Annotated in this window: 19 protein-coding genes and 1 riboswitch; of the genes, 5 read left to right on the top strand and 14 right to left on the bottom strand. The window is 59.6% G+C overall.

The annotated features are described in order from the left end of the window. Positions 1-3: 3 nt before the first annotated feature. A complete protein-coding gene (locus tag AC07U5_RS01800; protein ID WP_494722131.1) occupies positions 4-654 on the bottom strand; it encodes a thiamine diphosphokinase in 651 nt (216 codons plus the stop codon). A gap of 90 nt (positions 655-744) precedes the next feature. Then, positions 745-821, top strand: a riboswitch (SAM riboswitch). Positions 822-883: 62 nt separating this feature from the next. On the opposite strand from AC07U5_RS01800, the gene metA reads away from it, so the two are divergent. Together metA and AC07U5_RS01790 are read left to right on the top strand one after the other, a co-directional pair. Next, entirely contained in the window at positions 884-1,810 is a 927-nt protein-coding gene (metA, locus tag AC07U5_RS01795; protein ID WP_112519386.1) for a homoserine O-acetyltransferase MetA, read from the top strand. Between the two features lie 96 nt (positions 1,811-1,906). Beyond that, positions 1,907-2,932 (top strand): aldose epimerase family protein, encoded by a 1,026-nt coding sequence (locus AC07U5_RS01790; protein ID WP_494722130.1) that lies wholly within the window; start codon positions 1,907-1,909, stop codon positions 2,930-2,932. A 6-nt stretch (positions 2,933-2,938) separates the two neighbouring features. Here the strand turns inward: AC07U5_RS01790 and mtgA are convergent, their stop codons facing one another. After that, positions 2,939-3,586 carry a monofunctional biosynthetic peptidoglycan transglycosylase gene (gene mtgA / locus AC07U5_RS01785; RefSeq protein WP_236769768.1) on the bottom strand — a complete coding sequence of 216 codons (648 nt, stop codon included), beginning with the start codon at positions 3,584-3,586 and terminating at the stop codon, positions 2,939-2,941. 252 nt (positions 3,587-3,838) lie between these two features. On the opposite strand from mtgA, the gene AC07U5_RS01780 reads away from it, so the two are divergent. Next, the gene (locus tag AC07U5_RS01780; RefSeq protein WP_494722129.1) at positions 3,839-4,738 is read left to right on the top strand and encodes a polyprenyl synthetase family protein; all 900 of its coding nucleotides are present in this window, start codon (positions 3,839-3,841) and stop codon (positions 4,736-4,738) included. Positions 4,739-4,839: 101 nt separating this feature from the next. On the opposite strand, the gene AC07U5_RS01775 is transcribed toward AC07U5_RS01780, so the two are convergent. The 6 genes from AC07U5_RS01775 to AC07U5_RS01750 all read right to left on the bottom strand — a co-directional run bounded on the left by AC07U5_RS01775 (position 4,840) and on the right by AC07U5_RS01750 (position 13,550). Continuing rightward, a complete protein-coding gene (locus AC07U5_RS01775; protein WP_062424792.1) occupies positions 4,840-5,502 on the bottom strand; it encodes a YiaD family glycine zipper/OmpA-like lipoprotein in 663 nt (220 codons plus the stop codon). Between the two features lie 68 nt (positions 5,503-5,570). After that, positions 5,571-6,821, bottom strand: a complete 1,251-nt coding sequence (gene ispG / locus AC07U5_RS01770; RefSeq protein WP_062424814.1) for a flavodoxin-dependent (E)-4-hydroxy-3-methylbut-2-enyl-diphosphate synthase — start codon at positions 6,819-6,821, stop codon at positions 5,571-5,573. Positions 6,822-7,105: 284 nt separating this feature from the next. After that, positions 7,106-8,293 carry an MFS transporter gene (locus AC07U5_RS01765; RefSeq protein WP_494722128.1) on the bottom strand — a complete coding sequence of 396 codons (1,188 nt, stop codon included), beginning with the start codon at positions 8,291-8,293 and terminating at the stop codon, positions 7,106-7,108. Continuing rightward, a complete protein-coding gene (locus AC07U5_RS01760; protein ID WP_494722127.1) occupies positions 8,290-9,114 on the bottom strand; it encodes a DeoR/GlpR family DNA-binding transcription regulator in 825 nt (274 codons plus the stop codon). Before AC07U5_RS01760 ends, AC07U5_RS01765 begins: the two co-directional genes overlap by 4 nt. Positions 9,115-9,228: 114 nt before the next feature. Beyond that, positions 9,229-12,690 carry a pyruvate carboxylase gene (pyc, locus tag AC07U5_RS01755; protein WP_062424789.1) on the bottom strand — a complete coding sequence of 1,154 codons (3,462 nt, stop codon included), beginning with the start codon at positions 12,688-12,690 and terminating at the stop codon, positions 9,229-9,231. Positions 12,691-12,812: 122 nt separating this feature from the next. Beyond that, positions 12,813-13,550, bottom strand: coding sequence for a helix-turn-helix transcriptional regulator (locus tag AC07U5_RS01750; RefSeq protein ID WP_144622692.1), 738 nt, complete (start codon positions 13,548-13,550; stop codon positions 12,813-12,815). A gap of 342 nt (positions 13,551-13,892) precedes the next feature. Here AC07U5_RS01750 and AC07U5_RS01745 point away from each other — a divergent pair, with 342 nt between their 5' ends. Beyond that, entirely contained in the window at positions 13,893-15,677 is a 1,785-nt protein-coding gene (locus AC07U5_RS01745; protein WP_062424787.1) for a glucan ABC transporter ATP-binding protein/ permease, read from the top strand. Positions 15,678-15,986: 309 nt separating this feature from the next. On the opposite strand, the gene AC07U5_RS01740 is transcribed toward AC07U5_RS01745, so the two are convergent. Continuing rightward, positions 15,987-16,688 carry a DUF1013 domain-containing protein gene (locus AC07U5_RS01740; RefSeq protein ID WP_062424786.1) on the bottom strand — a complete coding sequence of 234 codons (702 nt, stop codon included), beginning with the start codon at positions 16,686-16,688 and terminating at the stop codon, positions 15,987-15,989. Between the two features lie 230 nt (positions 16,689-16,918). Here AC07U5_RS01740 and acs point away from each other — a divergent pair, with 230 nt between their 5' ends. Then, complete coding sequence (gene acs / locus AC07U5_RS01735) at positions 16,919-18,877, top strand: acetate--CoA ligase (RefSeq protein ID WP_427928346.1); 1,959 nt, start codon at positions 16,919-16,921, stop codon at positions 18,875-18,877. A gap of 90 nt (positions 18,878-18,967) precedes the next feature. Here acs and AC07U5_RS01730 read toward each other — a convergent pair whose 3' ends face one another. From AC07U5_RS01730 to AC07U5_RS01710, 5 genes are all read right to left on the bottom strand, one after another. Beyond that, on the bottom strand, positions 18,968-19,975 hold the full coding sequence (locus AC07U5_RS01730) for a TRAP transporter substrate-binding protein (protein WP_494722126.1): 1,008 nt from the start codon (positions 19,973-19,975) through the stop codon (positions 18,968-18,970). A gap of 85 nt (positions 19,976-20,060) precedes the next feature. Further along, positions 20,061-21,338, bottom strand: a complete 1,278-nt coding sequence (locus AC07U5_RS01725) for a TRAP transporter large permease (RefSeq protein WP_062424783.1) — start codon at positions 21,336-21,338, stop codon at positions 20,061-20,063. Positions 21,339-21,341: 3 nt separating this feature from the next. After that, complete coding sequence (locus AC07U5_RS01720; RefSeq protein ID WP_062424782.1) at positions 21,342-21,872, bottom strand: TRAP transporter small permease; 531 nt, start codon at positions 21,870-21,872, stop codon at positions 21,342-21,344. 116 nt (positions 21,873-21,988) lie between these two features. Continuing rightward, positions 21,989-23,149 (bottom strand): fumarylacetoacetate hydrolase family protein, encoded by a 1,161-nt coding sequence (locus tag AC07U5_RS01715; protein ID WP_494722125.1) that lies wholly within the window; start codon positions 23,147-23,149, stop codon positions 21,989-21,991. A 193-nt stretch (positions 23,150-23,342) separates the two neighbouring features. Beyond that, positions 23,343-24,062, bottom strand: a complete 720-nt coding sequence (locus AC07U5_RS01710; protein ID WP_062424780.1) for a FadR/GntR family transcriptional regulator — start codon at positions 24,060-24,062, stop codon at positions 23,343-23,345. Positions 24,063-24,073: the final 11 nt, after the last annotated feature.

The following is a 24,073-nucleotide window of genomic DNA, read 5'->3' as shown; positions in this document are numbered from 1 at the left end:
GCATCAGGCTCCGGTCAGATCGTAGGGACGGGCAAGCACGATCGCCTTGCCGCTTTTGAGGCGAAGGCGAATTTCGCCCTCAGCCACGTTGGACATAGTGCGCGACGAGCCGAAGGCAAGCGCAAAATCATTGAGGGGATAACGGGCATTCTCGATATCGAGGCCCGAAAGGGCAGTAAAACCGGCAACCGAAAACAGCGAGCCGCGCGGCAGATCGAGCGCCAACGCGCCGGCAAGCAGCGGATAAGCTTCTTCCTCACCAGACGTCAGCACCACCTCAAACCCGCGTTCGGCCAGCGCCACAGCATAGAGCAAATGAAACTGCGCATGGTCGGAACGTTCGCCGGCAAGCGCGCCGACCAGCGTCAGAAGCTTCGCGCCACGCGCCAAAGCCTCGGAAACGGCGATCTCGCCATCCGTTTCGCCCTTGGCAGCGGGAAAGGGCTGTTGCGGCACATCCGGCCATTCGTCGACAAGCGCCGCATCGGCGGAATCGAAATCGCCCACCCAGAGCTCAGGGGTGAGCCCGAGCGGCCCAGCATGTTTCATACCGCTATCGGCGGCAATCACGCGCGATCCGGCGACCGCCTTTTGCAGGCGATCCGTAACCGCGATATCGCCGCCCAGCAGAATGGTGAAATGATCCGATCTCATGCCCTGCCTTATCGCGAAACCTTGTCCCAAGGAAAGGCGGAAACGCTGCAGAGGGCGGCGATATTGATTTTTCGGCCGGACGGGATTATGACAGCCCCCAGTGGTGATTTGCCGACCGGCTTGCAGCCACTTTAAAGAAGTCGCTAAAGGGTCGAGGAAACAGGCAATTTCCGAGGACCGGTCGCGATTTCGCTGCCGGTTTTTTTGTTTTTGGACGTGAGAGTTCGCGATGCCCATCAAGATTCCCGATACGCTGCCCGCCTTCGAAACCCTCGTGAATGAGGGCGTGCGGGTGATGACCGAGACCATGGCGATCCGTCAGGATATCCGCCCGCTCCAGATCGGGCTTCTCAATCTCATGCCGAACAAGATCAAGACCGAAATCCAGATGGCCCGGCTCGTCGGCGCTTCGCCGCTGCAGGTGGAGCTGTCGCTGGTGCGCATCGGCGGACACCGCGCCAAGAACACGCCGGAAGAACATCTGCTCTCCTTCTACGAGACGTGGGAAGAGGTGCGTCACCGCAAGTTCGACGGCTTCATCATTACCGGCGCGCCGGTGGAAACGCTGGCTTATGAAGACGTGACGTATTGGGACGAAATGCAGAAAATCTTCGACTGGACGGAGACCAATGTCCATTCGACGCTGAATGTTTGCTGGGGTGCGATGGCGGCGATCTATCACTTCCACGGCGTGCCGAAGCACGAATTGAAGGAGAAGGCCTTCGGCGTCTATCGCCACCGCAATCTCTGCCCGGCCTCCATCTACCTCAATGGTTTTTCCGACGACTTCCAGGTGCCGGTGTCCCGCTGGACGGAAGTGCGCCGCGCCGATATCGAGAAGCATCCCGACCTCGAAATCCTGATGGAGTCCGAGGAGATGGGCGTGTGCCTGGTGCATGAGAAGCGCGGCAAGCGGCTCTACATGTTCAACCACGTGGAATATGACTCCACCTCGCTGGGAGACGAATATTTCCGCGACGTGAATTCCGGCGTGCCGATCAAGCTGCCGCATGACTACTTCCCGCATAACGACCCGGCGCTTACCCCGCTCAACCGCTGGCGCAGCCATGCCCATCTGTTCTTCGGCAACTGGATCAACGAGATCTACCAGACCACACCTTACGAACTGGCCGAGATCGGCACGACAACCCGCTGATCAGGAGCCTCCAAGAATTTGACATTCCGGCGTTGCGCCAGACGCCAAAATGACGCAACGTCCGGCGCAAATCGCAAGCGACAGGGAGAATTCGGGATGAGCGAAGCAGGCGCACGGGAGAATTTCGGCATTACGGCCACCGGCGAGAAGGTCGAGCGGGTGACGATTTCCGCCGGCGGCCTGACGGCCAAGGTGATGACCTGGGGTGCGGTCATTCAGGATCTGCGCCTTGAGGGTCATCAGCCGCCGCTGGTGCTCGGCTTCGACGCCTTTGATGACTACCCTAAATACTCTTCCTACTTTGGTGCGACGCCTGGCCGAAACGCCAACCGCATCGGCGGCGGCACATTCTCGATCGACGGCAAGGACTATCAGCTGGAGCTCAACGAAAAGGGCGTCAGCCATCTTCATGGCGGCAGCGACGGCACGGGCAAGCGCAACTGGCTGATCATGGAACACGGGCCAAGCCATGTCATTCTGCAGATCATCGATCCGAACGGTCGCGCCGGCTATCCCGGCAACTGCACGATGACGGCAACCTACACCATCCGCGAAGGCGGCGTTCTTTCGGTTCTCTATGAAACGACGACCGATCTGCCGACCATCGCCAACGTCTGCCAGCATTCCTATTTCAATCTCGACGGCGCCGAAACCGCGCTCGACCACGAGATCGAAATCGCCGCCGATCACTATCTGCCGACCGATGAGCGCCAGATCCCGACCGGCGACATTCGCCCTGTATCGGGAACGGTGTTCGATCTGTGCCAGCCGACGCCGATGAGCCTGAAGGATGACAAGGGCGAACAGGTGCTTTACGACCACAATTTCTGCCTTTCGGCAGAGCGTGTGGCCAAGCGCAAGGTGGCGCATGTGCGCGCACCGGCCTCCGGCATCTCGCTGGAAGTCCACACCACAGAACCCGGCGTGCAGTTCTATTCCGGCTTCAAGCTGAACACCGCCGTTCCCGGCCACGATGGCCGCCACTATGGCCCCTTTGCCGGCTTCTGCCTGGAAACCCAGATCTGGCCGGACGCCGTCAATCACGAAGGCTTCCCCAAGGCGATCCTTCGCCCCGGCGAAACGCTGCGGCAGGAAACGGATTACATCTTCACGAAGGGCTGAAGCAGGTCAGTCCAGCACGCAGCCCACATAAGCGCCGGAGCCTCTGGCCCGGCGCTCGATCAACCCCGCAAGACGCTGCATGCCGCGGCCGGGCTTGCTGGCATTGCGATCGATCGGGTTTGGCAAGGATACGGCCAGAAGTGCAGCCTGGCGGGAGGTGAGCTTGGAGGCTGGTACCTTGAAATGGTATTGCGCGGCAGCCTCGATGCCGTAGATGCCCGGTCCCCATTCTGCGATATTGAGATAGATCTCCATCATCCGCTTTTTCGACCAGACGAAGTCGGAGACCAGCGCAAGCGGAAGCTCCATTCCCTTGCGGATGAGCGATCGCCCATTCCACAGAAACAGGTTCTTGGCCGTCTGCATAGGAATGGTGCTGGCGCCACGTGTCGCCTCGCCTTCCAGCGCGTCGTTGACGACATCCTGCATCTGGTTCCAGTCGACGCCATGGTGGAAACAGAACTGGCCGTCTTCCGACATCATCACCGACTGGATGAGGCGGGGAGAAATATCCTCCAGCGGCACCCATTGCCGATCGTAGCCCTGGAAGGTCACCAGATCGGCAAGCATCAGCGTCGAGACGGGACGAATGAAGGGAAGCGCATAGAGAGGGATCAGCAGATACGGCAGGATCAACAGCGCCAGCACGAACATGCCGACGCGTTTGGCGAGGTTCTTGATATCCAACTTCGGCCTGCTTTCCTCCTCGGGAAGCGCTTCGTACTCCCTCTCGCTTTCCGGCGTACTGCTCACATCCCGTCCCCGCTCGTTCAGATCAAGCCTTTCATATTCCGCTCGCACCATCAAGGCTACTCACGATGGTGAAGTTCCGCACCCCTTCAACAAAACATTTGCCAGCCCTTTTCCCCCATGCCAAACAGCCGCGAGATGGAAGGAAGCGGCGCCATGACATTCGAGACACGGCTGCGAGACAACGCGGCGAGCACGGAAAAACTGCTGGCAGAGCTTCTGACGGGCGCAGTCGGCGACGACGAGATCGCACGGCCCGCAAACCTGCTGGACGCCATGCGCCATGGCGTGCTGAATGGCGGCAAGCGCCTGCGGCCTTTCCTCGTGATTGAGACGGCACGGCTGCTCGGCGGCAACGAGGCTGCGGCCCAGCGTGTGGGCGCCGCACTCGAATGCCTCCACTGCTATTCGCTGGTGCATGATGATCTTCCCGCCATGGATGATGACGACCTGCGTCGCGGCCAGCCGACAGTGCACAAGAAGTTCGACGAGGCGACCGCGATCCTTGCGGGCGATAGCCTGCTCACCCTTGCCTTCGACATCATCGCAAGCCCGGAAACGCCGCTGACAGGCGATCAAAAGACAGCCCTCGTGCTCGCACTGGCACGCGCCGCAGGCATTGGCGGCATGGCCGGCGGTCAGGCGCTCGATCTGGCGGCAGAAAAACAGGCACCGGACGAACCGGGCATCGTGACATTGCAGGCGATGAAGACCGGTGCGCTGCTGCGCTTTGCCTGTGAGGCCGGCGCCATCATTGCCGGAAACGATGCCTCTCACCGCCAGACGCTTCGCAGCTTCGGAGAAAAGATCGGCCTCGCCTTCCAGCTTGCCGACGATCTCCTCGATCTCACCTCCGACGCCGCCACGATGGGCAAGGCGACCGGCAAGGATGCTGCCCGCGGCAAAGGCACGCTCGTGGCACTGCGTGGCGAAGACTGGGCACGCGCCAAGCTGCAGGAGCAGGTGCGCGATGCCGCAAACCTGCTTGCCCCCTATGGCGACAAGGCAGAGATCCTCGTAGAAGCAGCACGCTTTATTGCCGAGCGAAAGAGCTGAAGACGTAAGCGTCTATCACGCCTGCCCCACATCTTCACCCCGACAACAAAAAGGGCCGCCAAAGCAGCCCTTTTCTAAAATTCGATAGGCGCGATTGCGTCTTAGCCGTTCTGTGTCAGCGGCGAGATCAGCACTTCCACGCGGCGGTTCTGGGCGCGGCCATCCGGCGTGGCGTTGGATGCCACCGGCTGCGACGGGCCGAAGCCCATGGTGGACATGCGGCGCTGATCGACACCCTGGCTTGCGAGGTAGTTGGCAACCGAGGCGGCGCGGCGCTGCGACAGGAGCTGATTGTGGTTCAGGCTGCCGGTGGAGTCGGTGAAGCCGTTGACGTCGATATAGGTCTTGTTGAACTTGTTCAGAACGATCGCGACCGAATTCAGCGTCGGGTAGAATGGAGGGATCACCTGATCCTGGTCCGTCGCAAAGGTGATGTTGGACGGCATGTTGAGCACGATGCTGTCGCCACGGCGCGTGACAGAGACGCCGGTACCCTGCAACTGCTGGCGAAGCTCGGCTTCCTGATTGTCCATATAGCCGCCGATCGCCCCGCCGGCGAGCGCGCCGATACCAGCACCGATCAGCGCGTTGCGGCCCTTGTTGCCGCCGCCGATCGCCAGACCGCCAACCGCACCGGCCAGCGCGCCAAGCCCTGCACCGCCCGCCATGTTGGAGACCTTCTGCTCACCCGTGTAGGGGTCGGTCGTGGTGCAGGCGGAAAGGTAAGTTGCGGCAAGCGCAAGAACAGCAAACTTCTTGATCATTGGAAATCATTGCTCCGTGAGTTTCGGGAGGTAAGACACAGCGATTCGGGCATTTTCACGGTCGAGACTCACTCCGCCGCGTCCTTTTGGCCAAAACGTTTTTCGATATAGTCGATGACAAGCGCCTCGAAGTCCGAGGCGATGTTCGGACCGCGCAAGGTCAACGCCTTTTCGCCATCGATAAAGACGGGTGCGGAAGGGCTCTCGCCGGTTCCCGGCAGCGAAATGCCGATATCGGCATGCTTGCTTTCGCCCGGTCCGTTGACGATGCAGCCCATGACGGCAACGTTCAGCGCTTCGACGCCTGGATATTTCTCACGCCAGACCGGCATGTTCTTGCGAATATCGTTCTGGATGTTCTGCGCCAGTTCCTGGAAGACGGTCGACGTCGTGCGCCCGCATCCCGGACAGGCGGCAACCACGGGAATAAACTGGCGAAAGCCCATGACCTGCAACAGTTCCTGCGCCACCTGCACTTCGCGGGTGCGATCGCCATTCGGCTCTGGTGTCAGCGACACCCGGATCGTATCGCCAATGCCCTGCTGCAGCACATAACCCATGGCAGCCGACGAGGCGACGATGCCCTTGGAACCCATGCCGGCTTCGGTAAGGCCGAGATGCAGCGCGTGGTCGGAGCGCTCCGACAGCATCGAATAGACCGCGATCAGATCCTGAACCTGGCTGACCTTGGCGGAAAGAATGATACGGTTGCGCGGCAGGCCGATCTCTTCGGCAAGCTCGGCGGAAATCAGCGCCGACTGGACGATGGCTTCGCGCGTGACCTGACGGGCGGATAGCGGAAAACCGGCATCCTTGTTCTTGTCCATGAGGCTCGTCAGCAGTTCCTGATCGAGCGAACCCCAGTTGACGCCGATGCGCACCGGCTTGTCGTAGCGGATCGCCATCTCGATGATGTCGCCGAACTGCTTGTCCTTCTTGTCCTTGAAGCCGACATTGCCGGGATTGATGCGGTATTTCGCCAGAGCCTCGGCACAGGCCGGATGATCGGCGAGCAACTTGTGGCCGATATAGTGAAAGTCACCGACGAGCGGCACATCCATGCCAAGCCGCAACAGGCGGTCGCGGATTTTCGGAACGGCGGCAGCGCTCTCATCCCGATCCACGGTGATGCGGACGATCTCCGAGCCCGCGCGATGAAGGGCTGCAACCTGCTGGACCGTCGCATCGATATCGGCCGTGTCCGTATTGGTCATGGATTGCACCACGACCGGCGCACCGCCACCGACGATCACGCCACCGACATCGACGGCAACGGAGGCGCGGCGGGGCTTCGGATCGTAATCGGCGTGTGCGTTCATCATGGTCTCTGCAACTGCGGTGAGGGTCATCATTCAGGTGGATCAAGGCGGGCGCCTTGTCAACATCGAAGCAGTCAACTGTCAAAGCGTGTCGCTTCGCTCTCACACTTTACGGTCTTCTTGTTCGCATGGCGTTATCGCAAAACCGCTTCACACTTTTGCGCGCCCTGCTTTATTTTACCGCAATCGTGGCGAAATTCGAGCCCGTCTCACACCCGACCCAAAACGAGAGCGCTTCCTTAGCGATTGCAAGCGCTCCGGACGGCCGGAATGATTGGCGTGGCTCAGTGACCGCTAGCCCCGTCGGCATGACGAGCAAGCCTGGAGAGCAGCAGCACGACCACGTGCAGAAGCGGAATGAAGAGGAACACGGTCGCAAGCCCGGTATGTTCGGCAATGAAGCCAATGGCCGAGGGCGCGACCAGAATGCCGGAATAGCCCATGGTTGTCACAACGGAGAGGCCGATGCCAGGCGCCAGCCCCGGCATGTTGCCGGCAGCGGAAAAAGCAATCGGCACCATGTTGGAGATGCCGATACCGGCAATGGCAAAGCCGATAATGGCAATGAAGGCGTTTCCGGCAGCACCCGCAATCAGAAGACCGATGATCGACAGGGCCGAGCAGACTTGCAAGGTGCGCACGGCGCCGAGACGCTCGCGCACCAGGTCGCCCGCAAAGCGCATGACCGCCATGGTCAGCGAGAAGGCCGCGAAAGCAAAGCCCGAAACGGCAACCGATGCGCCAAGCTCGTTGCGCAGATAGAGCGCCCCCCAATCGAGGACCGCACCCTCTGGCACCATGGAAAACAGCGCCATGAGGCCGATGATCCAGGGCAGCGGTGTAAGCGGCAAGCCACCCTTTGGCCGTTCTTCTTCAGGGTGCGGACGATCCACCATGACGCGCGGCCAGGCAACCGCAAGAAGGGCTGCAGCGATGATGGTGAGCGCAACGGCATGGCCATAAATGCCGATCTTGGTGATGAGCAGACCGCCAAGGCCCGCGCCAATCAGTCCGCCAAGGCTCCAGAAGGCGTGGCATGACGACATGATGGCACGCAGCATGCCGCGCTCCACCGCAACGGCATTGGCATTCATCGCCACATCCATGGCGCCCGTCAGACCGCCGAAAAGAAAGACAGTGATGACGCCCGCCCAGACGGTGTTGGAGAGAGTGATGAGAAGCAGTGTCGGCACGAAGATGGCGGCGCAGAAGAGCGTCACGGAGCGCGACCCGATGCGGGCGATCTGCGAACCGGCAACCGGCATGCAGGACAGCGAGCCAAGACCAAAGACGAGAATGACAAGCCCAAGCTCAGCCTCACTCAGCGAAAGGCGCTTGGCAAATTCGGGAATCATCGGCGCCCAGGAGCCCATCATGAAGCCGTTCATCAGGAACAGCAAAGAGACGCCGAAGCGGTTTTTCGTCATATAGGGGGTGCGGGCGGTGGAGACGGACATCGGGGAGCCGGTCATGCGAGCTGGTCCTTCGGTGAATGCGGATGGGATGAGGCACGGGCGTCACGCCCGGCAAGATGAATGTCGAGATTTTGTCTCCGGAGATCGCGAACGAAAGCCTCATCCGCATCGCCTTCCAGAACAAGGGTGAGATCGGGGCTGAGCGCCGCCACATGGAAGGCCGCGCCCATACCAAGCTTCTCGGTGGTGATCGCCGCCAAGGTTCTCGCACTCGCCTTGCAGGCCAGCCGCTTGAAGGTCGCGTCCTGATAGATATCGGCGGACAGCCCGCCATCAGCCGTCATGCCGCAGACACCGAGGATGCAGAGGTCGGGTCGCATATCCTCCAGCTGAGAGATCGCCATTGTATCGATGGCGGCACCGACGGCGGGATCAATTCGCCCGCCGACCACGATCAGCTCCAGATCGGCGCGGCCGGACAGTTCCGCCGCGATCACCGGCGTATTGGTGATGACGGTCAGCCCCGCGCCCTTCGGCAGGTGACGGGCGATGGCAAGATTGGTGGAGCCGGCGTCGAGAAAGATCGTCATTTTCGATGCGATGCACGCCGCCGCCGCCCGGCCGAGCACATCCTTGCGGTCCTGCATATCCGTCACGCGGTGGCTGAGCGGCACCGTCTTGCCACCGGATATCAGGGCCCCGCCATAGACGCGCTCGCAAAGGCCACGCCCTGCCATATCGCGAAGATCGCGCCGGATCGTGTCTTCCGAGACATCGAAAGCCTGGGCGAGATCCTGCGCAAGAACGCGGCCCTTGCTCTGCAACTCGGCGAAGATCAGCGTCTGACGCTCGCTGACGAAGTGGTCGATTTTGGACATTCGGCACCAACATGTGAAATCGTGCACAAACACGCATATATGCCAAAGGGCTTATCCACAAGCGGAAATGCCCGCACGGTGGCGGGCATTCTCGTAACACTTGATGTCGCTTCGTTACTCGGCGTAGACGACCAGCAGATCCTTGGCGTCGATCTGGTCACTTGGCCGTACGAGGACTTCGGCGATTTTGCCGTCCCGCTCGGCATGCAGTGCCGTTTCCATCTTCATCGCTTCGATGGAGACCAGAACGTCGCCCGCCTTCACATCCTGGCCGGCATTGGCGAAGACGCGGGAGATAACGCCCGGCATCGGCGCGCCGACATGGGCGGCGTTCCCCGGCTCTGCCTTGCGGCGGGCAGCCGAGCCACTGGCACCATGGGCACGGTTCGGCACCTTGATGCGGCGCGGCTGGCCGTTGATCTCAAAGAAGATGGTGACCATGCCCTTGTCGTCGACACCCGAAGACGCCTGGTTGACGATGACGAGGGTCTTGCCGCGTTCGATATCGGCAAACAACTCCTCGCCGTCTTCCATGCCGTAGAAGTAAGCATGGGTCGGCAGCACCGAGACCGGCCCGTAGGTTTCCGAAGCGAGCGCGAAATCGGTAAAGACCTTCGGATACATCAGATAGGAGGCAAACTCGAAATCATCGACCGGACGCTCCAGCTTGGTTTCGATCGCCTTGCGCTCCGCATCGAGGTCGGCATCTTCCAGAAGCGAGCCGGGACGAACCGTATACGGCTTCTCGCCCTTCAAGGCCTTCTTCTGCAGCGCTTCAGGCCAGCCGCCCGGCGATTGGCCGAGATCGCCCTTGAGCATGGAGACGACCGAGTCCGGGAAGGAAACTTCCCTTTCCGGGTTTTCGACATCGGCCACCGTCAGATCCTGGCTGACCATCATCAGCGCCATGTCGCCGACCACCTTGGAGGATGGCGTGACCTTGACGATATCGCCGAACATCTTGTTGGCATCGGCATAGGCCTGCGCCACCTCATGCCAACGGCTTTCAAGACCGAGGGACCGCGCCTGTTCCTTGAGGTTGGTGAACTGGCCGCCTGGCATTTCGTGCAGATAGACTTCGGATGCCGGGCCCTTGAGATCGCTTTCGAAGGCCACATACTGGTTGCGCACCGCTTCCCAGTAGAAGGAGATGCGACGGATCCACTCCGCATCGAGACCGGTGTCGCGTTCCGAACCGGACAACGCCTCGACGATCGAACCAAGGCAGGGCTGAGAGGTGGTGCCGGAGAAGGCATCCATCGCCGCATCCACGGCATCCACGCCCGCGTCGACTGCGGCGAGCACGGTGGCGGCAGCAATGCCCGACGTATCATGCGTGTGGAAATGGATCGGAAGGCCGGTTGCTTCACGCAGGGCCTTGAACAGAACCTTCGCGGCGGCAGGCTTCAGAAGACCCGCCATGTCCTTGACGGCGATGATATGGGCGCCGGCCTTTTCAAGCTCAGCCGCAAGATTGGTGTAATATTTGAGATCGTATTTCGGCCGCGCCGAATTCAGCAGGTCGCCCGTGTAGCAGATCGTCGCCTCGCAAAGCTTGTTCTCCTCGGCGATCGCATCCATCGAGACGCGCATGTTTTCGACCCAGTTCAGGCAGTCGAAGACGCGGAAGAGATCGACCCCACCCTTTGCCGCCTGACGGACGAAATATTTGACGACGTTGTCCGGGTAGTTCTTGTAGCCGACGCCATTGGCGCCGCGCAGAAGCATCTGCAGAAGCAGATTCGGCGCGCCTTCGCGGATCAGCGCCAGACGCTCCCACGGGTCTTCGGTCAGGAAGCGCATGGAGACGTCGAAGGTCGCACCGCCCCAGCACTCCAGCGACAGAAGCTGCGGCAGCGCCTTGGCATAGACGCTTGCCACGCGGGCGATGTCATGGGTGCGAACGCGCGTCGCCAGAAGCGACTGGTGACCATCGCGCATGGTGGTGTCGGTGACGAGGACGCGCTTTTCGTTGCGCATCCAGTCGGCAAAACCCTTCGGACCCAAACTGTCCAGCAACTGCTTCGTACCGTCCGGCGTCGGTGCTTCGATATAGGGCACGACAGGCTTGACGGCCTTGTCGGACGGCGTGGCGCGACCCTTGGTTTCCGGGTGACCGTTGACGGTGACGTCGGCGAGATAGGTCAGAAGCTTGGTGGCGCGGTCCTGACGCTTTACCTGGGCGAAGAGCTCCGGCGTCGAGTCGATGAAGCGTGTCGTGTAGGTGTTGTTGCGGAAGCTTTCATGACCGATGATCGCTTCCAGGAAGGTGAGGTTGGTCGCCACGCCGCGGATGCGGAATTCGCGCAGCGCGCGGTCCATACGGCTGATCGCCTCATCCGGCTTTGGCGCCCATGCAGTAACCTTGACGAGCAGCGGATCGTAATAGCGGGTGATGACGGCGCCGCTATAGGACGTGCCGCCATCCAGACGAATGCCGAAGCCCGAGGCCGAACGATAGGCCGTGATGCGACCGTAATCGGGAATGAAATTGTGCTCGGGATCTTCCGTGGTGATGCGGCACTGAAGCGCGTGACCGTTGAGACGGATGTCCTTCTGCTCAGGCACGCCGGATTCGGGCGTGCCGATGGCTGCACCCTCGAGAATGTGGATTTGCGCCTTGACGATATCGATGCCGGTGACGACTTCGGTTACCGTGTGCTCCACCTGGATGCGCGGATTGACCTCGATGAAGTAGAACTTGCCGGTATCGGCGTCCATCAGATACTCGACCGTGCCGGCGCCGATGTAATTCGTCGCGGCTGCGATCTTCAGCGAATAATTGGCAAGCTCCTGGCGCTGCGATTCCGACAGGTAGGGCGCTGGCGCGCGCTCAACCACCTTCTGGTTACGCCGCTGGATGGAGCAGTCACGCTCGAAGAGATGGACGACATTGCCATGCGTGTCGCCAAGGATCTGGCTTTCCACGTGGCGGGCGCGTTCCACCAGCTTTTCCAGATAGACTTCGTCCTTGCCGAAGGCCGCCTTGGCTTCGCGCTTGGCTTCGGTGACTTCGCGCGCCAGATCTTCCTTTTTGCGAATGGCGCGCATGCCGCGACCGCCGCCGCCCCAGGAGGCTTTCAGCATCACCGGGTAGCCGATCTCCTCGGCCATGCGTTCCACTTGCGCAAGATCATCTGGCAGAGGCTCGGTCGCCGGAACAACCGGCACACCAACCGAAATCGCCAGATTGCGGGCGGCCACCTTGTTGCCTAGCTGGCGCATGGTTGCCGGGCGCGGGCCGATGAAGGTAATGCCGGCGGCATCGCAGGCGTCGACAAATTCAGGGCTTTCCGACAGCAGGCCATAGCCTGGGTGGATGGCGTCAGCGCCCGAGAGCTTAGCGACGCGGATCACTTCCTCGATCGACAGATAGCTCTCGATCGGACCCATATCCTTGGCAAGATGCGGACCGCGTCCGACCTGGTAGCTTTCATCCGCCTTGAAGCGATGGAGGGACAACTTGTCCTCTTCCGCCCAGATGGCGACCGTTTTTATACCGAGCTCGTTGGCGGCGCGAAATACGCGGATTGCGATCTCCGAACGATTGGCAACGAGAATTTTCGATATCTTCAAAACGGCCTCCCAAGAACCTTATGAGCACTCCAACATGCTGCACCGCGGAATTAAGCAGCAAAACCGCATGTTGGAAAGGACGATTTTCATCATCCCGGTTCTGGTCCGCGCGTCTGAATGCGTCAACCAATCAAGCCGCAGCGAAACGCAAGCGCCACGACATGCTGGCGGTTTCGCGCACCAAGCTTGCGCTGGATACCGCTGAGGTACCAATCCACCGTATGACTGGTGATCGAAAGGGCCTTGCCGATCTCCGGCGATGTGTTGCCGAGCGCCAGTAGCGTCAGCACATCGCGCTCCCGGCGCGTCAGCTGCGCCACCGAAAGATCCGGAGAGGAAAGCAAATCTTCCGAGTGTCCGGTCAAATCCGCAACACGCCAGAACGTGACACGCATGACCGCATCGAAGATCGCCAGTTCACGTTCCGTCAGATGGCAGCCAAGGCCGCTGATAACAACGCCACCCAGCATGCCGTTGCGCCCGTGAATTGGAAAAGCATAGCCTTCCCGCAATCCATGCCGAGCCGCATCCTGAAAAAGTTTCGCCGCACGTTTGCGATGCGTCGCCTGCGGAAGAAGGCACACTGCATCCCGCCACCTCACCGGCTTTTGCAACAGACAGAGCGATCGCTCGATGGGATCGACCTCCCTATACTTCTTCGCGTCGTAAATCGCCGACCAACCCTCGGGCTGCTGCTGCGCCAGCACCACATCCTTGACCGCGGCCCGCCGGACGGCGCGTCGGAAAATACGATAATAGTCAAACCCGTACTGGCTTATAACCTGCTGGAAAGAAGAGAGAAATTCATCCAGACCCATTGGCTCTGCATGGGTATCCAGGAACGTAAATAGGGTCTGCATCTCAAAATAGATCCTGGCAATAAAAAAGACCACGAACCTTGCAGGGGGTATGTCTTTCGCACCCCTTAGCAGCCAGGTTCGAACGCGGCAAATTTGTAATCAAGCAACGTGTCATGCACTAAAACTTTTCCGCGAAATAGACCGATTTGACAATCCAAAATATTCAGATCGTGCAGAACGCGATTTTTTTCGAGTCTCGCTTCAAAAGCCCCGGCGTTAAGCGCCCATTCATGTAGAAAGAGCGATAAAACAACTGCTTGCATAGCCCGCAATCGCCCTTGTCGTTGAAGGTAAGGGTTTCGCCCCAAAGGGCAGGACTGACATGAAGACGGGATTTGGAAATTGACACTGTTTCAAGTTTACACGCGCGCCCTGCGCTACCTTGCAACCAACAAATGGCGGGTCACGATCGTCGTTGTTGCAAACGTTATTCTTGCGGCAATCACCATCGCTGAGCCGGTTTTGTTCGGCAAGATCATCGATGCGCTGTCGACAGGGTCCGTTCCAACCAACATCCTCATTCTTTGGGGTGCGTTCGGCCTCTTCAATACAGTGGCTTACGTTGCCGTGGCGCGTGAGGCGGACCGGCTTGCCCATGGGCGCCGCGCCTCGCTTCTGACAGAAGCCTTCGGCCGCATCATTTCCATGCCGCTTTCGTGGCATCATCAGCGCGGCACCTCCAACGCGCTGCACACACTGCTGCGCGCCAGCGAAACGCTGTTCGGCCTCTGGCTCGAATTCATGCGCACGCATTTGGCAACTTTCGTTGCCGTCGCGCTGCTGATCCCGACTGCCTTCTCGATGGACGTTCGCCTGAGCTTCGTGCTGGTGGGCCTTGGTATTTTCTACTGGTTTATCGGCAAGTGGGTGATGAACCGCACGAAGGAAGGCCAGGCCTCGGTCGAGGAGCACTATCACACCGTTTTTGCCCATGTGAGCGACTCCATCAGCAACGTCTCGGTGCTGCACAGCTACAACCGCATCGAAGCGGAAACCAAGGCTCTGAAGTCCTTCACCGAGCGCCTGCTGAGCGCCCAGTACCCGGTTCTCGACTGGTGGGCTTTCGCCAGCGCGCTGAACCGCACGGCCTCGACGCTGTCGATGATGATCATCCTCGTCATCGGTACGATCCTGGTGAAGAATGGCGAGCTTCGTGTCGGCGACGTCATTGCCTTTATCGGCTTCGCCAACCTGCTGATCGGCCGCCTCGACCAGATGCGCGCCTTCGTCAGCCAGATTTTCGAAGCCCGCGCCAAGCTCGAGGACTTCTTCAAGTTGGAAGATTCCGTCCAGGAGCGTGAAGAACCGAATTCGGCTCGCGAACTTGGTCACGTCGAAGGCACGGTCGAATTCCGCAACGTCAATTTCGGCTTTGCCAACACCAAGCAGGGCGTGCACGACGTCTCCTTCGTCGCCAATGCCGGCGAGACGGTGGCTATCGTCGGTCCGACGGGTGCAGGCAAGACCACGCTCATCAATCTATTGCAGCGTGTTTATGACCCAAGCTCCGGCCAGATCCTCGTGGACGGCATCGACATCTCGACGGTGACGCGCCAGTCGCTCAGAAGCTCGATTGCAACCGTGTTCCAGGATGCCGGCCTTCTGAACCGCTCGATCCGCGACAACATCCGTCTGGGTCGCGATTCGGCAACCGACGATGAAATCGTCCAGGCCGCAACTGCGGCGGCTGCGACCGACTTCATCGACAGCAGACTGAACGGCTACATGACGCAGGTGGGTGAGCGCGGCAACCGTCTCTCCGGTGGTGAGCGCCAGCGTATCGCCATTGCCCGTGCGGTTCTGAAGAATGCGCCGATCCTGGTTCTGGACGAAGCGACGAGTGCGCTCGACGTGGAAACCGAAGCGCGTGTGAAGGACGCCGTCGATGCGCTGCGCAAGGATCGCACCACCTTCATCATTGCGCACCGTCTGTCGACTGTCCGCGACGCCGATCTGGTGCTGTTCATGGACAATGGCCGGATCATCGAGAAGGGTACCTTCGATGAACTCAGTCTGCGCGGTGGCCGCTTCACCTCGCTGCTCAGAGCAAGTGGCCTTGTCAACGACGACGAAAAGACCGGTGTGCCATCTATCAACATGCCGCAGCGACAGATGAACCACGCATAAGACAAAAAAGACGTGATGATTTCAGATTGACCTCCGCAGCCCTGCGCTGCGGAGGTTTTTCTTTGTGCAGTTTGCTCGAACGGCAGAAAGCAAAAAGCCCCGGCGCAAACCGGGGCTTCAATAGGTGCATTCTGGATGCGGGCAGTATCAGGACCGACCAGACGCCTTACAGTCTGTTCAAGAATTGCTGTTGGTCTGACGAAAATGGTGATTTCGAGAACCGGAGCGCAGCGTACTTAAAGTACGTGAGCACCGGAAGCACAGAAATTGCCATTTGCAGGCGGCCAACGGCGATTATTGGATAGACTGTTAGTAGTTGTCGTCCTCGTCTTCATCCTTCCGGGTAGACTTGAGCGAGGAGAGCTTGGCGAAAACGGCGTTGGCGTCGATTTCTTTTTCTTCTTCGCGCTCATAGTTGAAGCCGAGCTTTTCGGTGGTGCTTGCAGGCTGCAAGGTCGCATCCAGTTCTTCCTGGGTGGGAAGCGGGCGACCGCGCGATGCGCGTTCGACTTCGAGGTCGAGGTCGATCTGGCTGCAGAGGCCAAGCGTGACCGGGTCCATCGGTGTCAGGTTTGCGGCGTTCCAGTGGGTACGGTCACGGATCTGCTCGATGGTCGACTTGGTGGTGCCGACGAGACGCGAAATCTGCGCGTCCTTCAGTTCTGGGTGGTTGCGCACCAGCCAGAGAATGGCATTCGGACGGTCCTGACGCTTGGACACCGGCGTGTAACGCGGGCCACGGCGCTTGGATTCTGGAACGCGAACCTTCGGCTCGGAAAGCTTCAGCTTGTGGTTCGGGTTGCCTTCGGCGCGTTGGATTTCGTCGCGGGAAAGCTGACCTGTTGCGATCGGATCGAGACCTTTGATGCCCTGCGCTGCTTCACCATCGGCGATTGCCTTGACCTCAAGCGGATGAAGCTTGCAGAACGTGGCAATCTGATCGAACGACAGCGCCGTGTTGTCGACCAGCCAGACGGCCGTCGCTTTCGGCATGAGCAGTGTTTGAGCCATAGATACAATCCTTCTGAGCGTCCGCGCCGGTGTCGCGGGCGTGGAATGAAACCACTGATTTCCGGGAATATGACCGCTCTATAACCGGATTGCATCAGAATTGCAATTGTTCGAGAAACAAATGACCTTTGTCTAATTGCCGGATGTCACCAACCTGTTATGAATTGGACACATGACTGGAGGACAGGAGTCTCCAGACTTAAAAAGACAATCTGCATGAGGAGGAGTTCATGTCTGCGAAGATCTACCCGGTTCTCAAATCGGCCAAAACCGGCACTCTGATCGACAATGACCGCTATCTGAAATGGTATCAGGACAGCGTGGAAGATCCGGAGAAATTCTGGGGCAAGCACGGTAAGCGGATCGACTGGTTCAAGCCATACACCAAGGTCAAGAACACCTCCTTCAAGGGCAAGGTGCCGATCAAATGGTTCGAGGACGGCCTGACCAACGTCTCCTACAACTGTATCGACCGCCACCTGAAGACGCATGGCGAACGCACCGCGATCATCTGGGAAGGTGACAATCCCTATATCGACAAGAAGATCACCTACAACCAGCTCTATGACGCCGTCTGCCGCCTCGCCAATGTGCTGAAAAAGCACGGCGTCAAGAAGGGCGACCGCGTCACCATCTATATGCCGATGATCCCGGAAGCGGCCTATGCGATGCTCGCCTGCGCCCGCATCGGTGCCATCCATTCCGTCGTCTTTGGCGGTTTCTCTCCCGAAGCGCTGGCCGGCCGAATCGTCGACTGCCAGTCCACCTTCGTCATCACCTGCGATGAAGGCGTTCGTGGCGGCAAGCCCATTCCGCTCAAGGAAAACACCGACAAGGCGATCCATATCGCCGCGCGCCAGCACGTCATCGTCAACAAGGTTCTGGTCGTGCGCCGCACGGGCGGCAAGACCAACTGGGCGCCCGGTCGCGACCTTTGGTACCACCAGGAAACCGCAAACGTGAAACCCCATTGCGAGCCGGTGAAGATGAGGGCGGAAGACCCGCTCTTCATTCTCTATACATCGGGCTCCACCGGCAAGCCGAAGGGTGTGCTGCACACGACTGGCGGCTATCTCGTCTATGTGTCGATGACGCATGAATATGTCTTCGACTACAAGGATGGCGACATCTACTGGTGTACGGCCGATGTCGGCTGGGTAACGGGCCACTCCTATATCGTCTATGGACCGCTTGCCAACTGTGCCACGACGCTGATGTTCGAAGGTGTCCCGAACTTCCCCGACCAGGGACGTTTCTGGGAAGTTATCGATAAGCACAAGGTCAACATCTTCTACACGGCACCCACCGCGCTTCGGTCGTTGATGGGCGCCGGCGACGAGTTCGTCAAACGGTCCGAGCGTTCCAGCATCCGCCTTCTCGGCACGGTCGGCGAGCCGATCAACCCGGAAGCCTGGGAGTGGTATTATCATGTCGTTGGCGAGGACAAGAGCCCGATCGTCGACACATGGTGGCAGACGGAAACCGGCGGCATTCTGATTTCACCGCTGCCCGGTGCCACCGATCTGAAGCCCGGCTCGGCCACCCGCCCCTTCTTCGGCGTCAAGCCGGAACTGGTGGATGCCGAGGGCAAGGTGCTGGAAGGTCCGGCCGACGGCAATCTTTGCATCACCGACAGCTGGCCAGGCCAGGCGCGCACCGTCTATGGCGATCATCAGCGCTTCATCGAGACCTACTTCTCCACCTATAAGGGAAAGTACTTCACCGGCGATGGCTGCCGTCGTGACGAGGATGGCTATTACTGGATCACCGGCCGCGTCGATGACGTGCTGAACGTCTCCGGCCATCGTCTTGGAACCGCAGAGGTGGAATCGGCGCTCGTCTCGCACAGCGCCGTTTCGGAGGCGGCCGTGGTCGGCTATCCGCACCATATCAAGGGACAGGGCATCTATTGCTATGTGACGTTGATGGCGGGCAAGACCGGCGACGAAGCGCTGCGCGCCGAACTCGTCAAGCATGTGCGCGATGAGATCGGCCCTGTGGCAACGCCGGACAAGATCCAGTTCGCTCCCGGCCTGCCGAAAACCCGCTCCGGCAAGATCATGCGCCGCATCCTGCGCAAGATCGCCGAAGACGATTTCGGTGCCCTTGGCGACACCTCGACGCTCGCCGATCCCGCGGTCGTCGATGATCTGATCGAGAACCGCCAGAACAGGCCTGCAGCGGCTTGAGGCCTTTATGAGCGCCTGACATGTCCTGAGAAACAAAAACGCCCGGCGACGATCTGTCACCGGGCGTTTCGGTATTTATCTTAGCGCAAATTACTGAGCGCGCACTTCCTTGAGCTTGGCCTGAATGCCGTCAACGACATCCGCACCAATTTCAGCCTTGTGCTTTTCGTAGACGACCGCGGACTTTTCGCGGATACGCGCCTGCTCTTCGGCAGACAGAACGTTCACCTTGAGACCAGCTTCCTTGATCTTGTCGAGCGACTTCTGGTTAAGCGCGCGGATGACCTTGCGCTCTTCGTCACGACCAACGATCGCGCATTCGCGCAGAGCTGTCTGCTCTTCGGGCGTGTAGCTGTCGAAGATCGGCTTGGAGAAGAGGAAGAGGAACGGCGTGTAGGCGTGGTTCGTCTCGGTGACGAACTTCTGCACTTCGTAGAACTTCGAGGTATCGATCGTCACATAGGGGTTTTCCTGTGCGTCGATCGCGTTGGTCTCAAGTGCGGAGAACACTTCACCAAAGGCCATCGGCGTTGCATTGGCGCCGAGGTTCTGGAAGGTGTCGAGGAAGATGTTGTTCTGCATCACCCGGACCTTCAAGCCGGAGAAGTCTTCCCACTTGTCAACCGCGCGCTTGGAGTTGGAGAGATTGCGGAAGCCGTTTTCCCAGTAGGCCAGATTGACGAGGCCCTGCTCTTCCAGCTTCTTGTTCATCATGTCGCCGAACTCGCCGTCCAGAACGGCATCGACTTCCTTCGTGTTGGAGAAAAGGAAGGGCAGATCGAACACGCCGAGTGCCGGAATCAGGCCGACGAGTGGTGAGGACGATGTGACGACCGCTTCCTGAACGCCAGAACGCAGAGCCTGGGTGGCCTGCAAGTCACCACCGAGAGCGCCGCCCCAGAATGCGGTCATCTTCAGCTTGCCGCCGGTCTTCTCGTCGAGGCAGGACTGCATGGCCTTGATGCCGTTGCCGACCGGGTGATCCTGGTTGATGCCGTTCGACACGCGGATCATCCGACTGTTGTATTCGGCAAAAGCGGGTGCGGCGGCACCGGCGGTGAAGGCGATGGCTGTCGTGAGTAGAAGTAGCTTTCTCATGGTTTCCTCCCTTGGAATTGAGCATTTCCAGTCAAGATGTATGCGGCTTTACGACCGCAAAAGTGATCGGGTGAAGGGATACCCCTCACCGTAGATATTGCAGCGGCACCATGACGATCTGCGGAAAGATCACCAGAAGGGCCAGCACGATGGTTTCGGCGACCAGGAACGGCCAGACGCCGACCGTGACCTTGCCGAGCGGGATGCGCCCGACACCCGAAACCACATTGAGGACAACACCGACTGGCGGCGTGATGAGGCCGATGGCATTGTTGATGATGAAGAGCACGCCGAAATAGACCGGATCGATGCCCGCCTGCTTGACGATCGGCATCAGGACAGGCGTCAGGATCAGGATGGTGGGCGTCAGATCGAGCGCAGTGCCGACGATGAAGACCAGCACCATGATCACCGCCATCAAGAGCATCGGACGGTCGATCAGCGGTTCGATGAAGCCGGCAACCTCCGCCGGGATATTGGCAGCGGTGATCAGCCAGGCAGAAACAAGTGCTGCGGCAACCAGGAACATGATGATCGATGTGCTCTTGGCAGCCCGAAGCAGCACATGCCACAGATCGGCAGGCTTCAATTCGCGGTAGATGACCATGCCGACAAAGAGTGCGTAAGCCGCAGCAATGACGGCGGCTTCCGTCGGCGTCATGATACCGGCCTTGATGCCGCCGAGAATGATGACCGGCATGCCGAGCGCCCATCCCGCACGGCCCGTCGCGACCAGGCGTTCCTTTGCCGTCGTTTTCGGCAGCGGCTGGACGTTGTCCTTGCGCACGACAATGAGCCAGGCGATGATCAAGGATGCGCCCATCAGGATGCCGGGCACGATACCAGCGAGGAAGAGCTGGGTGATCGACACGTTTGCCGCAACACCGAAGACGATAAAGGCCATCGACGGCGGAATGACGGGGGCGATGATGCCACCTGCCGCGATCAGACCACCGGAACGCGGAATATTGTAACCGGCCTTCGCCATCATCGGGATCAGGATCGCCGCGAGTGCGGCGGTATCCGCCGCCGCCGAACCGGAGATCGACGCCATGATGATGGCGGCGACGATGGCAACGATGCCGAGACCGCCGCGAATATGGCCGACCAGCGCAATCGCAAAGTCGATGATGCGGCGCGACAGACCGCCGGAATTCATCAATTCACCGGCCAGGATGAAGAAGGGAATGGCAAGCAGCGTGAAGGTATCGGCACCGGAGATCATGTTCTGGGCGATGATCGCCGTATTGAACATGCCCATGTACCACATCAGCACGACGCCGCAGAACATCAGCGAGAAGGCAACGGGAACGCCGATGGCCATGGCGCCGAGAAGCGAGCCGACAAAAACGAGAAGTGTCATGTGTCAGCGCTCCGACAGCTGTTCGATGGTGAGATTTTCACCGGCAAAGGCGGCAATCTCGTCTTCGCGAACCTTGCCGGTCAGAAACCGGTACAGCCGTTCGAGCGCGATGATGAACATGATTCCGCCGGTGAACATGCCAACACCATAGACCCAGATCATCGACAGGCCGGTGACCGGCGCATGCATGCTGGCATTGATGGCGGACTGCTTCCACGTTCCCCAGAAGAAGATCGCCGAGCACAGAAGAATGATGATGTTGGACAGGATCATGCAGAAAATGCGCCAGCGCCGCGACAGGAACATCACCAGCGTTTCGATGCCCATATGGCTGTTTTCGCGGAAGGTGACGACCGCACCGATGAAGGTGATCCAGACGAAGAAATAGCGCGCCAGTTCTTCCGAGACGTTGATGCCGGAATTCATGGTGTAGCGCATGACCACATTGACGAAGACCATGATTGCCATGCCTGCAAGAAGCGCGACGAGAATGGTCTCGAGGATGCGGTAAAAAAGATTGATGACTTTCTGCATCTTTCCCCTCCCGAGAATGATCCGAAGCGGCGCGAACACAAAGAGGCGCGCGCGCAACGTTTTAAGCCTGTGGATATGCGTGTCGCGTCAGCGAGATCGCTCGCCCGCGACGGACGTTATAGAAGCCCGCGCTTTGCGAGATTGCGCATCAATGCCGTCGTGCCGAAGGTCCATTCCGGACAATCGGATGTGCTGGCCACCCAGTTGATCAGCTTGCCCAATTTCGGGCTTGAGATTTCCACGCGGTCGCCCTTGGCATGGGTGAAGCCGAGACCTGGACCATGACGATCCTTGACCGGAGCAAACATCGTGCCGAGAAAGAAAACCGCACCATCCGGATACTGGTGATCGCGGTTCAAAAGCTGCGACACCAGATTTTCGGGCGTGCGGCTGATTGCCTGCATCGGGCTGACGCCCGTCATGGTGAACCCGTCTTCGCCTTCAACGAGCAGCGAAATCTGCGCCTGCTTCACGTCGTCCAGTGTGAACTTGCCGTCGAAAAGACGGATGAACGGGCCGATGGAGCAGGACGCGTTGTTGTCCTTCGCCTTGCTCAGCAGCAGGGCGGAGCGCCCTTCGAAATCGCGCAGGTTGACGTCATTGCCAAGGGCCGCGCCGACGATGCGGCCATCGGAGGTGACGGCAAGCACCACTTCCGGTTCAGGATTGTTCCACTGCGACTTGGGATGAACGCCAATCAGCGAGCCGCAGCCGACGGATGACATGGGCTGCGCCTTGGAGAAAATCTCCGCATCAGGGCCGATACCGACTTCCAGATATTGCGACCAGAGGCCCATTTCCTGCAGCAGGCGCTTGACCTCGGCAGCCTTTTCGGAGCCCGCCTCGACACCCTTGAGGCTATCGCCAAGCACTGGAGCCAGACGGCCGCGAATGTCCTGCGCACGCTGCGGATCGCCCTTGGCCTGTTCTTCGATGACACGTTCCAGCATGCTGTCGGCGAAGGTGACGCCAGCCGCCTTCACGGCCTGAATATCGTTTGGCGAAAGCAACTGTCCGGCGGAGCCATCAAGAAAGGCTTCAAAGGCACCGAGCGCTGCAAACTGCAGCGTGTCGGAGAGACGATCGACGAGATCGTGCTTTTCGAGCAGTTCCGAGACGGTCGGCGCTAGCTTGGAGAGATCGTAGAGAACGCCATCCTTCAACAGGACCGGACATGGGCCGTCTTCGCTCTTGGACCAGACGCGACCAATCAGGATCGCATCCCGATGATCTTCCGGCAAAATTGCAGCAGCATCGACAGTCCTGATTTCGACCAAGCTTGATCCCTCCCACTTTCAGCCCATCCGACCACTGCCTCCACAGCAATTATATTGTCTGGATGTCTGACAACCTGAATACGTCAATCTTCTTAGTATGAGAAAAGGCCTTAGTCCAGCCTGCCAGACGCCGAATTTTTGAGGAAATTCACAGCCCGTGGCGGGCAGGACCAATCGCGCCGGCGCGAAAGGCCTATTCGTAGATTTCCATCTCAAGATTCAAGCGTTTCGCGGCACCCACCAGATGGGCGCGCATGGCGGCGCGCGCGGCCGCCGCATCGGACGCAGCAATGGCCTCATAGATCGGCACATGCTCCTGGATGGTCGTTTCCAGGATTTCGCCGAAGACCGCGCGTGAAAAGGCGACCTTTATCGCCGAGCTGATCCGCTCGGCGATAAAGCCGAGAAACATCGAGAAATAGTCGTTCTGCGTCGCCTCTGCCAAGGTGCGATGAAAATCGAGATCGGCAGGAATACCGTCCTTGTCCCAATCCGGCGCATTGCGCATATTGTTGAGCGCCGCCTCCAGCCGGCTCAACTGTTCCGGCGTGCGGTTGACGGCGGCAAGACCGGCAGCCTCGATCTCCAACGGCAAACGCAATTGGAAGAGATCGCGGAATTTGTCGGGATCAGTCAGCTTGGAGCGCTCGATACGGATCGATACGCGATGACGCGGATCGCTGACGAAGGCCCCGACCCCCTGACGTGTTTCGACCGCGCCCTCATTGCGAAGCTGGGCGATGGCTTCGCGCACGACCGAACGGCTGACGCCGAACGTCTTGGACAGCGCATGCTCGGTCGGCAGCTTGTCGCCGGCTTTCAGCTTTCCATCATTGATCTCACGCGCGATCTCCGCGGCGATCCGGCCAGGAAGATGATCGGTGCGGTGAATCTGGCTGAACTCCAGCGTCATGATGGCTCCTG

The sequence above is a fragment of the Agrobacterium sp. GW821-FHT02D03 genome (assembly GCF_059421725.1).
This window is presented reverse-complemented; position numbering and strand designations above follow the sequence as displayed.

Coding starts and splice junctions, on each gene's coding strand:
- AC07U5_RS01800 (WP_494722131.1), bottom strand. CDS start 654: ATGAGATCGGATCATTTCACCATTCTGCTGGGCGGCGATATCGCGGTT.
- metA (WP_112519386.1), top strand. CDS start 884: ATGCCCATCAAGATTCCCGATACGCTGCCCGCCTTCGAAACCCTCGTG.
- AC07U5_RS01790 (WP_494722130.1), top strand. CDS start 1,907: ATGAGCGAAGCAGGCGCACGGGAGAATTTCGGCATTACGGCCACCGGC.
- mtgA (WP_236769768.1), bottom strand. CDS start 3,586: ATGTTCGTGCTGGCGCTGTTGATCCTGCCGTATCTGCTGATCCCTCTC.
- AC07U5_RS01780 (WP_494722129.1), top strand. CDS start 3,839: ATGACATTCGAGACACGGCTGCGAGACAACGCGGCGAGCACGGAAAAA.
- AC07U5_RS01775 (WP_062424792.1), bottom strand. CDS start 5,502: ATGATCAAGAAGTTTGCTGTTCTTGCGCTTGCCGCAACTTACCTTTCC.
- ispG (WP_062424814.1), bottom strand. CDS start 6,821: ATGAACGCACACGCCGATTACGATCCGAAGCCCCGCCGCGCCTCCGTT.
- AC07U5_RS01765 (WP_494722128.1), bottom strand. CDS start 8,293: ATGACCGGCTCCCCGATGTCCGTCTCCACCGCCCGCACCCCCTATATG.
- AC07U5_RS01760 (WP_494722127.1), bottom strand. CDS start 9,114: ATGTCCAAAATCGACCACTTCGTCAGCGAGCGTCAGACGCTGATCTTC.
- AC07U5_RS01750 (WP_144622692.1), bottom strand. CDS start 13,550: ATGCAGACCCTATTTACGTTCCTGGATACCCATGCAGAGCCAATGGGT.
- AC07U5_RS01740 (WP_062424786.1), bottom strand. CDS start 16,688: ATGGCTCAAACACTGCTCATGCCGAAAGCGACGGCCGTCTGGCTGGTC.
- acs (WP_427928346.1), top strand. CDS start 16,919: ATGTCTGCGAAGATCTACCCGGTTCTCAAATCGGCCAAAACCGGCACT.
- AC07U5_RS01730 (WP_494722126.1), bottom strand. CDS start 19,975: ATGAGAAAGCTACTTCTACTCACGACAGCCATCGCCTTCACCGCCGGT.
- AC07U5_RS01725 (WP_062424783.1), bottom strand. CDS start 21,338: ATGACACTTCTCGTTTTTGTCGGCTCGCTTCTCGGCGCCATGGCCATC.
- AC07U5_RS01720 (WP_062424782.1), bottom strand. CDS start 21,872: ATGCAGAAAGTCATCAATCTTTTTTACCGCATCCTCGAGACCATTCTC.
- AC07U5_RS01710 (WP_062424780.1), bottom strand. CDS start 24,062: ATGACGCTGGAGTTCAGCCAGATTCACCGCACCGATCATCTTCCTGGC.